We start from the raw sequence: 12,195 nt of genomic DNA on the forward strand, positions 1-12,195 counted from the left end.
TGTTAGGATAGCGGCACCAGTATCTCGTTTTTACCATCAGAACAGCGGGGCTACACACCATTGCACGCAGATGCGTGCCATAAATAAGGAAGCTCTTATGGGTAAGATACCTATGGATGACCTGCCAGTTAATCCTCAGCCTGTCGGTGAGGATGGTATTCCAGCTCCTAGCGGAGCGGCCAATTTGATTGATACCGACTACGTTATCGGCCAGGACAATATCAAAGGTGAGTTTTCATTCTCGCTCGATATCCACGGTAAGGTTTTCATCATTTCGGCAGCCGCCATATTGCTTTTCGTCATTTTGACCTTGGCATTGCAGAACGAAGTTGAGCCTCTGTTCAGTTCGATCCGCAATTGGTTGACCAGTCACCTTGCCTGGTTTTTCATGAGCGTTGCCAACGTCTTCGTTGTGTTGTGTTTAGGGCTCATCGTTTCCCCTTTGGGCAAGGTGCGGTTAGGGGGGCGAGACGCCACACCTGACCACTCATACGTTGGCTGGTTTTCAATGTTGTTCGCGGCGGGCATGGGCATCGGTTTGATGTTCTACGGCGTTGCTGAGCCCATGTCGCACTACTCGGCAGCGATGGGTGGCGTCACTCTCGATGCCAGCGGGGCGCGTACTGATTGGGCTCCACTCGGGGGGGCTGCGGGTGATTCAAAAACATCTGCCGACCTGGCGATGGCGGCCACCATCTTTCACTGGGGCCTGCACCCTTGGGCGATCTACGCGATTGTTGCCCTGTCCCTGGCGCTGTTCTCGTACAACAAGGGCCTGCCTCTATCGATACGCTCGATATTTTATCCGCTGCTGGGGGAGCGCGTATGGGGATGGCCGGGGCATATCATCGATATTCTGGCCGTGTTTGCGACGTTGTTCGGTTTGGCGACATCTTTAGGGATTGGTGCAGAACAGGCGGCGGCGGGTATTGAGTATCTGTTTGGCATCGAGTCGACGAATCTGAGTAAAGTCGTACTCATCATAGGCATTACGCTTATTGCTCTCTGGTCCGTACTTTCCGGCCTGGACAAAGGCGTCAAGATGTTATCCCAGATCAACATGGGACTTGCTCTGCTTCTGTTGGTATTCATCATTGTTGTGGGGCCTACGCTGGCCATATTCACGGGTTTCTTCAAGAACCTCGTGAGTTATGGACAGTATCTGCCTGCACTTTCGAATCCTTTCGGGCGAACGGACACCGAGTTCACTCAGGGGTGGACGGCGTTCTATTGGGCGTGGTGGATCAGTTGGTCTCCATTCGTGGGGATGTTTATTGCCCGAGTCAGTCGTGGCCGTACGGTTCGCGAGTTTTTGGTCTCTGTGTTGCTCGTTCCGTCGCTGGTTTCCGTATTGTGGATGACGACATTTGGTGGAACGGCAATTGATCAGGCCGCAGTCGAAGGCTTTGTTGGCGTCAAGGATGCGGTGCTGGAGCTCAAACTGTTTGCGATGCTGGGGGACTTGCCACTTAAGGAGATAACGTCCTTTCTGGGGATTGTCCTGGTGATTGTATTTTTCATCACGTCTTCGGACTCCGGTTCATTGGTGATCGATACGATTACCGCAGGCGGCAAGGTCGATGCACCTGTGCCACAGCGCGTTTTCTGGGCGGTCATTGAAGGCGTGATTGCTATCGCCCTGTTGCTGGGTGGTGGATTGGTGGCCTTGCAAGCAATGGCTGTCTCAACGGGACTGCCGTTCGCCATAGTGCTGCTGATTGGGTGTATTTCCCTGGTGAAAGGACTGATGTCTGAACCACGCTCCTGAGCCACTGTACTGAGTGAAGCCAGGTGCGCCTGCCCGGTGCACCTGGCTGACAGGCTCAGGGGATTAACTCCACAGCTCTTCAATGGGCGTGGAGGGCGCGTAATGATGGGCGACTTGAGCCTGCAATAACTCCGCCGTTGCAAGCGCATCAGTCAATGCGTGGTGGGCATGGTAGGGCGGCAAATTATAGCGGGCGCGGCTATCTGCAAGCCTTATCGACGTCTGGGGACGACGCAGAAGTCTGTCTAGCCACCCTCGTTTCTTTCTGTGCATTCGCGCTTCCAGTTGCATCGTGTCTACGACCGGAAATTGCAGTCCTTCTCCCAGAAAGTTACGCAGCGCCTGATCCAGAAAGGCCCTTTCGATATTCCTGTAATGCACGACAATGACTTTGCCTGCCATGGCTTCTAACAGGGGCTCCACGACAGTGGGCAAAGAAGGGGCGAGCAAGATATCGGCATGGGTGATGTGATGGAACGTTACGGACTTTTCATTCAAGCCGGATGGCGGCTTTATAACCCAGTAGAGCGACTCACCACAGCGTATTCGCTGCAGCGTAAACGGTATCAGGCCGATGCTGACTATATTGTGGGCTTCGGGGTTGAGGCCGGTGGTTTCTATGTCCATCGCAAGCAATGGCACATCCTCTATCGGCGTCTGTGCAGAGATAACGCCAGCTTCATAATAGCGTTTAAGGCCTGGGTGAATGGCCTGTTGCGCCAACAGCTTAAATTTGGCTGACCAGTCCAGTGCCCGCTGATCTCGACGTGCTGTTAAATCAATCATTGTAGTGCCGGCCCTTGGCCGGATAGCGGAAACGCAGAAAGTTCTGCGCATTGCTCAATACCTGAAAAGCTTCTTTGAGGTTATGTCGTTCGCTGGTGGAAAAACGCTCTGGCTCGATGTAGTTGTCAGGGGTGTTGCCTTGCTCTATGGCGTCAGCCTGATGCCGGATCCGTACCATGGATAAAAACTCCAGTGCGTAACGCAGGTGCTTTAAGGCATCCGGTTGCATGAGTTTTGTGTTGCTGATCGCCTCAAGCCGATCAAAAGAGTTCTGCGCTGTACTGCCGCAAGCCAATGCGTGGATACGTATTAGATCTGTAAGCGGTGCGGTACCACGCCCTTTGAGATTGATGATCCGTTTTTGCTGGCCATCTGTTTCCAGCATGAATGTGCGGAAGAACCCCAAAGGCGGTGTACGGTTCAGCGCATTCCTGGCCATGGCATTCAGAAAGCGGGGATGCGTACTGGATTTGTGCGCGCATAGAACCTTGAGCTCTTCCACAAATTCAAGCTGGCCATAAACGCCGTCAAGGTCGAAGAAAATGCAGCTATTGAGGAGCGTTGTGGGATTCGGTTTTTCGATCCATTGATTAAAGTACTCACGCCATACCCGCAATGGCTGCCGCCACTGACTGTTGGTGGCCATGATTCCACCCTTGCAATAACTGTATCCGCACTCGGCCAGGCCATCACTGACAAACGTGGCCAGATTAAGGAAGTAGTCATCATGCAATGCGGGATCGAACTGGTCGTCCAGCACCAGTGCATTGTCTTGATCGGTTACCAGTAACTGCTCATCGCGTGCCATCGACCCCAGTGCCATGAAGCAATAAGGCACAGGAGGAGGGCCCAGCTTCTTTTCTGCCAGTTCAAGCAGGCGCTGAGTAAAGGCGCGGCCGATACCCGAAATTGCACTGCCGATCATGTGTGCCGTTGCGCCATCGCGCACCATGCGGATGTAAGTCCCTCGCAAGTCGCGTAGCAACGAGCGCAGGCCTATAACTGACGTTTGGTTGGATATGGTGCTGACGAGATACAGGCTGCTTTGGGATTCGTAGCGGATAATGTCCGACAGATTGATCAAGCCCAGGGTTCGGTTTCTTTGCACGACTGGCAGGTGATGAATATTGCGCCGTAACATCACCAGCATGGCTTCGAACACGGAGTCGTCTGCCTGAATCGATACCGTATCGACCGACATGATTTCGCTGATGGATGTCGAGCGGTCGCTGAGTGCCGCCGCGACGACCCGGGTGCGCAAATCCCGGTCGGTCACGATACCGACCATTTGTCCCGCCTGCGCGGCACCAGGTGCCATCACGACTACGCAGGAAACGCTCTGTTCCGTCATTAACCGGGCCGCTTCGTGCACGCTCGTATCTGCGGTTACCCATACCAGCTCACGGGATATCAAGGCTCGGCATTTGAGTTGGATCAGCTCGCTCGCGCGGCCTTGCGCCTCGACCGCAGACTGCAGGCGTGAGTGGCCCTCGGCTTCGACAAAGTCCGCGAAGGTGTCATGTTGGGCGCACAGTTCTGCGAACAGGCTGCCCGGAATAAAGTAGATCAGGCAGTCTTCAAGGGCGCGGGCAGGGAAGCGAACTTTGTTGCTACGCAATAAGCCGGCTTGGCCGAAGATATCGCCTTCGACAAGCCGGTTATAAAGTTCGCCATTACGCCGATATATCTCCACAGCCCCGCTGCGTACATAGTGCAAGTCCTGGATAACAGCCCCGGCTTCGAGAATGTCGCTCCCGGCCTTGAAATATCTGACCTCGATCCGTTGGGCGATGGCGTCCAGCGTTTCTAGGGGCAGAGCATCGAAAGGTGCATGGCGGTGAAGGTGGTCACGAATTTCCTGTAACTCGATTTCCATGAAGCCTCGCGGAACGGTCAGTAAAAAAACAACTAGCTGCAGCAGCAAGACAATAATTCATGCGGCCATGAAATGTGGGGCGAATTTCGCCGAAAAGAGGGGTTCATCTTTTTTTGCAGTGTGATTAGGCGCGAAGGGCGTGTTGCGGCCCCCCTCTGATCGACCCGGGCCGGATCGATCAGAGGGCTGTATCAGAACACCCAGTCCGCTGCCTGGACGAGCTGGCAAAAGGGCCCCGCGAGTGTTGCGTTGTGGTGGGCGATCACGGCTTCAGCCTTCAATTCCGGAGTATCGGAACAGGTGTGGCCGTCGGCGATCAGTACGGCGTCGAAACCCAGATCGCGCGCCGCTCGGGTCGTGCTGTCAACGCAGTATTGCGTTTTCATGCCGGTAATCACCACGCCCTCACAGCCGCGCTGTTTCAACTGATCTACCAAGCCGGTGAGCCTAAAGGCGCTCGGCCGGGTTTTGTCGAAGACCACCTCGTCACCCTTCAATTCCAGCTCCTGGATGATCTCTGTCAGCGGGCTGCCCGGCTCGATGGGCGAGCCCGCAGGGCCTGTGTGGCGGGCAAGGAAGATCGGGGCTCCCGCTTCACGGGCTTTGCTCATCAAGTGGTGCAAGGTGCCAATGAGCGCTTCGCCGCGCCAGGGTTTGTCGGGGCCGTGCATAAGACCCACCTGCATATCGAGAATCAGCAGTGCATACATGGGACGTTTCCTTACGTTGAGCCAGTAATGCAGGGCCAAAAAAAAGACCCTGCCATTGCTGGCGGGTCTTTGGGTTTGTGGGGTAAATCAGCTCACGAAACCTGTCACGACCCGCCGTTGGCAGTCGTGGTGGTGGTCGGTTCGGTGCGGAAGTTAGCCATGAGCCTGAGATTAGTCATGCCAGACCGGCAATACAAGTCCCACATTGATAGATAAAGGGGCGTTTTTCTGGCCTGCGCCGTTCGGACTAACTCAATCATTGCGCAGTCGCAAAACCGAACGTGTGCGCTTGCAGGCTCGTTTTGATCGATGCGGCCAATTGTTTGATGGCGGGTTTCGGGTGGTCGCCACTGCTGTGAAGCACGTAGCCAAGGCTGGGGACGGGAGGCAAGCCGGAGATGACGCGCAGATGAGCCGGCAGGCCGATGCGGGTCCGCAGCGTCAGGCCCAAGCCGGCGGCGACGGCCGCCCAGAGGCCACCGACGCTGGGGCTGGTCAGGGCTATTCGCCAGGGAATTCGCGCAGTATCCAGTGCTTGTGTGGCGGCGCTGCGCAGCACGCAAGGCGCGTCGAACAGGATCAAGGGCAACGCTGAGCCATCAAGGCGGGCAGGCGACGGTGTGTCATGCGCGCCGATCCAGTGCATGTGCGTTTCACCCAGCCGTGTGGCATGGGGCGACGTGTGACCCGTGTCCCACGTCAGGGCCAGGTCCAGGCCAGCGTTTTCCACCAGGGCAAGCAGTTCAGTGTTGCGCGCGATCCTGATCTCAAGCGTCATCATCGGGTAAACCTGGACGAAGCGTCGGAGGATCTCGCTCAGTAAGTGCTCCCCAAAGTCCTCTTGAAGGCCGAGACGGATGGTCCCGGCCGTCTGGCTTTCATGCAGGGTCTGGAAAATACCGTCGTTCAGCTCCAGCAACCGGCGCGCATGGCTGAGCAGCGATTCACCGACTGGCGTCAACACCAAGCCCCGACCGGACTTGACCAGCACCGGGGTGCCCACCTGTTCTTCGAGTTTTTTCAATTGCGCGCTTACGGCCGAAGTGGATCGGTCGAGACGATCCGCCGCTTTGGCAAAACTGTTGAGCTCCACACCGGTCACGAAAGTACGCAGGACATCAAGATCGAAGGTCGGACGGCGCATTGAATAGTCCATTTATTTGGAATGAATGCCTCTATTAAATCTGATATTCGGAACGATCACGACTTGATAGTTTCCTCGTTCGATTAGCGGATCCGAGGGGGAAATGTCATGGCGCATCAGGGGCTTTATTCAGAGTGGCAGTCGGGCGCTACGGTGTTGAGCGGGTTACGGGCTGACTTCATCTTTCTCCAGGAGTAACGGATATGCCGTTTTCACGTATTTCACTGCACCGGGGGAAGTCGGCCGAGTATTTACAGGCATTGTCGCAGGGGCTGCACGATGCCCTGGTTGATAGCTTCGAGGTACCGCAAGCAGATCGCTTCCAGGTCATTCACCAGCATGAACAAGGCGAGCTGATATTTGATCCTGATTACATGGGCGGACCGCGTAGCCATGACTTCGTGCTGATTGCGATTACGGCTGGCCGTCCCCGCAGCGTCGAGACGAAGCAGCGTTTCTATCTCGATCTGGTCGAGAAGCTGAGGCGGGCGCCGGGTCTCAATGCGGAGGATGTCATGGTGGTCATCACCACCACGGCCAGCGATGAATGGTCGTTTGGCGGGGGGCGTGGCAACGAACCTTTTGCGGATGGCCGATCGCAAAGCGCGGAATGAATCGGCTGTAGACATGTGGCCATGCAGGTGTATCGCCCGTCGGGTGTTTTGTCTGTGCGTGCCAAGCGAAAGTGTCACTTCAGGCTAAGTCCTTGATTTATAAAAGCGCACTTGTATCAATATATTTCCGGTGTTTTTGCGGTCAATATCGTTGTGTTCGCTACCTATCTCGCGTGAGAGCCATCTTTCCCCTGTTTTTTAACCAGATATTGCTGTGTATATGGTGAAAATGACTGGTCAACACTTCCTATACTGCGGTCGGCGTCCGCAGGCCTGCACAGTTCAACAAATCAGCGTGTTTTGTTGTGCTGTTACGGAGAGAGTCGCTCTACGGAAATGAGAGGCTGCAGGTTGCCTCTCTGCACCGTGCACCTAATAAGTCTAAGAACGAGTAATAGTGCAATGAATAAACAATCCATCCAGATTGCCCTTGCTTACATGTCCGTCGTGATTGGTGGCGGTTTTGCCTCAGGGCAGGAGGTGCTTCAGTTTTTCACCGGCTATGGGCTGATAGGTGTCGTCGGCACTCTGGTGAGCGGCCTGATGTTTGCCTTCCTGGGTATGCAGATCGCCCGCATAAGTTCGAAGATGCAAGCGAGCTCGCACAAGGAAGTTCTTTACATCCTGTTCGGTGCACGCATCGGTCTGGTCGTCGACGTAGTGCTGTCCTTCTTCCTTTACGGTGTTGGCGTGGTGATGCTGGCCGGTAGCGGCTCGATCTTTGCCCAGCAATACGACCTGCCGCCGCTGTTCGGCGGTGTGTTGATGACCGTGCTGGTGATCGCCACCCTGTGCATGAACGTCAAGCGCATCATCGATTTGATCAGTGCGGTGATGCCTTTCCTGCTGGCCATGGTTCTGGTCATCACGACCTACTCGATCTTCAGCTACAACGCCCCGATCGAGACGTTAGACGCGGTGGCCCGCGAGAATAACGAGACGGTCACGGGCAACTGGTTCGTCGGTGCCTTGCTGTACGCATCATTCAATATCGCCGTTGGCTTCCCGATGCTGGCTGTCATTGGTGGCATGACCAAGCAACCCAAGGCAGCAGCCCTCGGCGGTGTACTCGGTGGACTCGGTCTGGGTGCCCTGATCCTGCTGCTGAACATCGGTCTGTTCGCCAACATCAACCAGCTGCAGGGCATTGAAATGCCGTCGCTGGCACTTGCAGGTCGCATCTCGCCGATTCTCTCGGTAGTGATGTCGCTGGCGCTGGTGTGCATGGTCTACAGCACCGCGGTAGGGATGTTCTTTGCTTTCAGCGCGCGCTTTGCCAAGCCTGAAACCAGCCGCTTCAAGCTCATCAGTGCAGTGACCGTGTGCGTAGGTCTGGGTTTGAGCCTGGGCGGTTTCAGCAAATTGGTCGGCACCGTCTACCCGCTGCTGGGCTACGTCGGTTTCGCCCTGATCCTCGCCATCGCCTTCAACTGGGTGCGCACTCGCTCCAGTGCCAAAGCGCTAAAAGCCGAGCTGGACGCAGCCTCCTGATCCAGCTGGCGCCGAGCGTCAGTTCGGCGCCAGCCTGGGAGGGATAAGAATCCTGCACCTGCGCTGTATGGAACCCCGCCTCGAGCGGGGTTTTTATTGGGCGCAGGCATGTGAGGGTGAGGAAAGCTGCGGTGAATGTACTCAGGTGCCTGAGCGATCAGTCCTGGCAGAACCGCAGGCGGTTACCGAAAGGATCGTAGACTTCCAGGACTCGCCCCCAGCCTTGCTGGACAATCTCCGGGCGGCCGTAGCCATAACGTTTGGCAAGCAGCTCGTCGCGCAGTTGTTCGATATTGCGCATGGGGATGAACACCGTCGCCCCGGGGCTCGCATCGCCATGGTGCTCGGACAGGTGCAACTGCAAGCCGTTGCGCTGGATCCCCAGGTACAGCGGCAGGTCAGCCTCGAACCGGTGCTCGAACTCCACGCTGAAGCCCAGGAACGCCAGGTAGAACTCGCGCGCCTTGGCTTCGTCGAACATGCGCAGGATGGGGATGGGTTTGTCGAAGGTGATGGTTGATGGGCCGGGTTCCTGGAGCAGCAGCGCCGAGGCGGTGTTCCAGTCCTTGTAACCCAACTGCTGCGCTACCAGCTCCAGCGCTGTGGAATGGGACACGGGTTGGTGACGCGTGTCCAATGAGGCGCGCAGCTTTTTGGCCATGAGCTTGGCTTGTTCGATCGATATCATGATGACTCCCGGGCGTCGATGCTATGGGCGCTCGCGTTGCCAAACCTCGACTCTCAAGAGTATTAAAACAGGGTCTGGAGTACAGATGCTTTCACCTTTCCCTAGGGGAGCGAGCGGCAGGCAGCATCGGCCTGCGCTGATAGTACACAGCCACTTTCGAGCGTGGAAGCGTTCGCGGCACTTTGCGCCAAACCGGTTAAGCTGAAGGGAGCAGGCTGCCTGCTTTTGCTCATCCGCTCAGAGCCTATCGCCATGATTCAATGCAAACGTGCTTACACCCCCGCGGCCCCGGATGACGGCACCCGGGTGCTGGTTGACCGTTTGTGGCCACGCAACTGCCGGAAGGAAGATCTGCCACTGACCGCCTGGTTGCCTGACGCCGCTCCTTCGACCGAGTTACGTAAAGCGTTCAAAAGCGGTGAACAGAGTTTCCCGCAGTTTGCAGCGGCGTATCGAAAAGAACTGGCCGCCAGCCCGCAGCACTGGTGGGCGCTGCTGCAATATGCAGAAAAGGGGACGTTGACCCTGATTTATTCCGCCCACGACCCTGAGGCGAACAATGCAATCGTATTGGCGCAGTGGCTGGAAGACGAGCTGGAGCGTTGCGCAGACGCCAGTTCTCCCGCGTGCTATCGGTCCCGATTCCCTGATTATTAGGCCAGCATCTATCGAGCGAATTTTTTAGCCGCCACCACGCACAGAATCACCGCGCCGGTGACGGCAAACATGCCGAGGCTGACAGTCTCGTGGAGCAGGCTGGCGGCCAGCGCCAACCCCATGAAAGGCTGCAACAACTGAAGCTGGCCCACGGCCGCAATACCTCCCTGGGCAAGCCCGCGGTACCAGAACACAAAACCGATCAACATGCTGAACAGCGACACGTACCCCAGGCTAAACCAGGCGGGCGGGCTGATCCCGGCGAATGAGGCGGGTGCGCAGAACCAGGCCAGTACGGTCATCACCGGCAGCGAAAGCACCAGCGCCCATGAAATCACCTGCCAGCCGCCCAGTGTCCGGGAGAGCCTGGCGCCCTCTGCGTAACCGAGGCCACAGGCCAGAATGGCAAGGAACATCAGGATGTCGCCTTCAGGGGAGGCCGTCAGTCCCTGAGACACCGCAAACCCCACCACCAGTGCGCTGCCCAGAATCGAGAACAGCCAGAATGCAGGTCGGGGATGTTCGCCTCCGCGCAGCACGCCGAAAGCGGCAGTGGCCAGCGGTAACATGCCAAGGAAGACGATGGAGTGGGCCGAGGTCACATGCTGCAGCGCCAGTGCGGTCAGCAGGGGAAACCCGACCACCACACCCAGGGCTACAATGAGCAGCGGTAACAGCTGGCGGCGTTCTGGACGTTTGGCCTTGAGCAGCCCGAGCATGCCCACCGCAATCAACCCGGCGATAGCCGCGCGCGCCACGGTCAAGAACACAGGGTCGAACTCCAGCACCGCGACCCGTGTGGCCGGCAGCGAACCACTGAAAATGACCACTCCGATCAACCCGTTAATCCAGCCACTGAGGTTTCTTTCAGGCGTCAGGTCTTGCAGATTACGGGTACGTTCCATCGGAGCCTCACGCTGAAGCGGGTGACTGAAATAAAGGGCTCCACGGGTGTGGAGCCTCGGCAGTTGCATGAGTGCATTTTGCGGTTGAAGATGGATGACAATCAAAAAATTGTCATGGATACATCACTGATGCCTCGCTCTCGCTATAAGTCGCTGGTTGACGCCTTCGCCACGGATATTCGCTCCGGGTGTTTGCCACCCGGTATGCGATTACCCACCCATCGCCAACTGGCAGTGACACATGGACTGGCGCTGGTGACTGCCAGCCGCGTTTATGCAGAGCTTGAAGCGATGGGGCTGGTCAGCGGGGAAGCCGGGCGGGGCACTTTCGTCAGGGAAACAGCGTTGCCACCGGGGCACGGGATCGATCAGTCCGAAGTCCCAGCGGGCGTGCTGGACCTCAATTACAACTACCCCTCGGTGCCGGGGCAGGCCGATTTATTGCGCCAAGCCTTGCGTCAGCTCGCGTTATCCGGTGACCTTGAGTCGTTGCTGCGCTACCAGCCCCATGGCGGTCGCCTGCACGAGCGGGCGTCCGTAGCCCGGCATCTGAGACGGCGCGGGCTCAACGTGCCTGCCGAACAGGTGCTGATCGTCAACGGCGCGCAGCATGGGCTGGCTGTGACCTTGATGGCGCTGTTGCAGCCTGGCGACGTGATTGCTGCCGATGCACTGACCTACCCGGGCTTCAAAGTGCTGGCGCACACCCTGCACCTTGAAGTCCTTCCCGTTCCCGTCACAGACACCGGTCCGGACCTGGACGCCCTCGAACAGCTCTGCCGCAGCCGATCCGTACGCGCGGTCTACAGCATGCCTACTCTGCACAACCCATTGGGCTGGGTGATGAGCCTTGAACAGCGTCAGCGCCTGGTAGCGCTCTCCCGCAAGCATGACCTGCACATCATTGAGGATGCGGCCTACGCTTTCCTGGTCGAGGACGCACCGCCGCCTTTGGCAGCGCTGGCGCCAGAAAGAACAGTCTACGTTTCTGGATTATCCAAAAGTGTCGCCACCGGACTGCGCGTCGGCTTTATTGCTGCACCGGCTTCAGGCGTCAGCGCGCTGGAACGCATCATCAGGGTTACTGCCTGGAATACCCCCGGGGTCATGACCGCGATCACCAGCGGCTGGCTGGAAGACGGCACGGTCGACAGCCTTGAAGCGCAAAAGCGCACAGACGCACAAGCCAGACAAAAACTCGCCGGCGAGATACTGGCGGGGCTGCCGTGTATGGGGCACCCGTCTTCCTACTTCATCTGGTTGCCCTTGCCCGAAGACGCCAGAGCCGACCAGGTCGTCATGGCTTTGATGCGAGAGCAGGTCTCAGTCTCGACAGCCCAACCCTTTGCCACATCAACCCACGTCCCCCACGCCCTCCGACTGGCATTGGGTTCGGTAGACATGCCTTCACTGCGTGAGGCACTCGAGAAGGTCAAGTGGGTGGTGGGGGCGTGTCGGTAGTCGTGACACCTGACCACGGCATGCCCCTCCATACGCCGTCCTCACCCTCGTTGAAGGCCAGTGCGGGGGCGTTGAAGTGGCATGCGCAGCGATGT

Annotated in this window: 11 protein-coding genes; 5 read left to right on the plus strand and 6 right to left on the minus strand. The window is 57.4% G+C overall.

The window, feature by feature from the left end; translation table 11 throughout:
- Positions 1–97: 97 nt before the first annotated feature.
- Positions 98–1,768: a BCCT family transporter gene (locus tag AWM69_RS19850; protein ID WP_218728085.1), complete on the plus strand. Its 1,671-nt coding sequence runs from the start codon at positions 98–100 to the stop codon at positions 1,766–1,768.
- Between the two features lie 63 nt (positions 1,769–1,831).
- Here AWM69_RS19850 and AWM69_RS19855 read toward each other — a convergent pair whose 3' ends face one another.
- From AWM69_RS19855 to AWM69_RS19870, 4 genes are all read right to left on the minus strand, one after another.
- Positions 1,832–2,554, minus strand: coding sequence for a 3'-5' exonuclease (locus tag AWM69_RS19855; protein ID WP_131654431.1), 723 nt, complete (start codon positions 2,552–2,554; stop codon positions 1,832–1,834).
- Positions 2,547–4,430: a DUF294 nucleotidyltransferase-like domain-containing protein gene (locus tag AWM69_RS19860; protein WP_131654430.1), complete on the minus strand. Its 1,884-nt coding sequence runs from the start codon at positions 4,428–4,430 to the stop codon at positions 2,547–2,549. The genes AWM69_RS19855 and AWM69_RS19860 overlap by 8 nt, the downstream gene beginning before the upstream one ends.
- A gap of 191 nt (positions 4,431–4,621) precedes the next feature.
- A complete protein-coding gene (locus AWM69_RS19865; RefSeq protein ID WP_218728087.1) occupies positions 4,622–5,140 on the minus strand; it encodes a cysteine hydrolase family protein in 519 nt (172 codons plus the stop codon).
- A 256-nt stretch (positions 5,141–5,396) separates the two neighbouring features.
- A complete protein-coding gene (locus tag AWM69_RS19870) occupies positions 5,397–6,284 on the minus strand; it encodes a LysR substrate-binding domain-containing protein (protein WP_218728089.1) in 888 nt (295 codons plus the stop codon).
- 203 nt (positions 6,285–6,487) lie between these two features.
- Here AWM69_RS19870 and AWM69_RS19875 point away from each other — a divergent pair, with 203 nt between their 5' ends.
- Both AWM69_RS19875 and AWM69_RS19880 read left to right on the plus strand, forming a co-directional pair.
- Positions 6,488–6,898 (plus strand): tautomerase family protein, encoded by a 411-nt coding sequence (locus AWM69_RS19875; protein WP_218728091.1) that lies wholly within the window; start codon positions 6,488–6,490, stop codon positions 6,896–6,898.
- A 402-nt stretch (positions 6,899–7,300) separates the two neighbouring features.
- Positions 7,301–8,389 carry a membrane protein gene (locus AWM69_RS19880; protein ID WP_048383126.1) on the plus strand — a complete coding sequence of 363 codons (1,089 nt, stop codon included), beginning with the start codon at positions 7,301–7,303 and terminating at the stop codon, positions 8,387–8,389.
- A 157-nt stretch (positions 8,390–8,546) separates the two neighbouring features.
- On the opposite strand, the gene AWM69_RS19885 is transcribed toward AWM69_RS19880, so the two are convergent.
- Positions 8,547–9,077 (minus strand): glyoxalase superfamily protein, encoded by a 531-nt coding sequence (locus tag AWM69_RS19885; protein WP_218728093.1) that lies wholly within the window; start codon positions 9,075–9,077, stop codon positions 8,547–8,549.
- Positions 9,078–9,329: 252 nt separating this feature from the next.
- Here AWM69_RS19885 and AWM69_RS19890 point away from each other — a divergent pair, with 252 nt between their 5' ends.
- The gene (locus AWM69_RS19890) at positions 9,330–9,734 is read left to right on the plus strand and encodes a DUF488 domain-containing protein (protein WP_218728095.1); all 405 of its coding nucleotides are present in this window, start codon (positions 9,330–9,332) and stop codon (positions 9,732–9,734) included.
- Between the two features lie 8 nt (positions 9,735–9,742).
- On the opposite strand, the gene AWM69_RS19895 is transcribed toward AWM69_RS19890, so the two are convergent.
- Positions 9,743–10,639, minus strand: a complete 897-nt coding sequence (locus AWM69_RS19895) for a DMT family transporter (protein WP_218728097.1) — start codon at positions 10,637–10,639, stop codon at positions 9,743–9,745.
- Positions 10,640–10,768: 129 nt separating this feature from the next.
- Between AWM69_RS19895 and AWM69_RS19900 the strand changes: the two genes are divergently transcribed.
- On the plus strand, positions 10,769–12,100 hold the full coding sequence (locus AWM69_RS19900; protein WP_218728099.1) for a PLP-dependent aminotransferase family protein: 1,332 nt from the start codon (positions 10,769–10,771) through the stop codon (positions 12,098–12,100).
- Positions 12,101–12,195: the final 95 nt, after the last annotated feature.

The organism is Pseudomonas sp. D1HM, assembly GCF_019266105.1.
In the GTDB taxonomy this organism is placed as follows: Bacteria; Pseudomonadota; Gammaproteobacteria; order Pseudomonadales; family Pseudomonadaceae; genus Aquipseudomonas; species Aquipseudomonas taetrolens.

What these genes read in the sequence shown, in the direction of transcription:
- AWM69_RS19855 (WP_131654431.1), bottom strand. Translation starts at nt 2,554, where the DNA reads ATGATTGATTTAACAGCACGTCGAGATCAGCGGGCACTGGACTGGTCA.
- AWM69_RS19870 (WP_218728089.1), bottom strand. Translation starts at nt 6,284, where the DNA reads ATGCGCCGTCCGACCTTCGATCTTGATGTCCTGCGTACTTTCGTGACC.
- AWM69_RS19895 (WP_218728097.1), bottom strand. Translation starts at nt 10,639, where the DNA reads ATGGAACGTACCCGTAATCTGCAAGACCTGACGCCTGAAAGAAACCTC.
- AWM69_RS19885 (WP_218728093.1), bottom strand. Translation starts at nt 9,077, where the DNA reads ATGATATCGATCGAACAAGCCAAGCTCATGGCCAAAAAGCTGCGCGCC.
- AWM69_RS19850 (WP_218728085.1), top strand. Translation starts at nt 98, where the DNA reads ATGGGTAAGATACCTATGGATGACCTGCCAGTTAATCCTCAGCCTGTC.
- AWM69_RS19865 (WP_218728087.1), bottom strand. Translation starts at nt 5,140, where the DNA reads ATGTATGCACTGCTGATTCTCGATATGCAGGTGGGTCTTATGCACGGC.
- AWM69_RS19900 (WP_218728099.1), top strand. Translation starts at nt 10,769, where the DNA reads ATGCCTCGCTCTCGCTATAAGTCGCTGGTTGACGCCTTCGCCACGGAT.
- AWM69_RS19875 (WP_218728091.1), top strand. Translation starts at nt 6,488, where the DNA reads ATGCCGTTTTCACGTATTTCACTGCACCGGGGGAAGTCGGCCGAGTAT.
- AWM69_RS19890 (WP_218728095.1), top strand. Translation starts at nt 9,330, where the DNA reads ATGATTCAATGCAAACGTGCTTACACCCCCGCGGCCCCGGATGACGGC.
- AWM69_RS19860 (WP_131654430.1), bottom strand. Translation starts at nt 4,430, where the DNA reads ATGGAAATCGAGTTACAGGAAATTCGTGACCACCTTCACCGCCATGCA.
- AWM69_RS19880 (WP_048383126.1), top strand. Translation starts at nt 7,301, where the DNA reads ATGAATAAACAATCCATCCAGATTGCCCTTGCTTACATGTCCGTCGTG.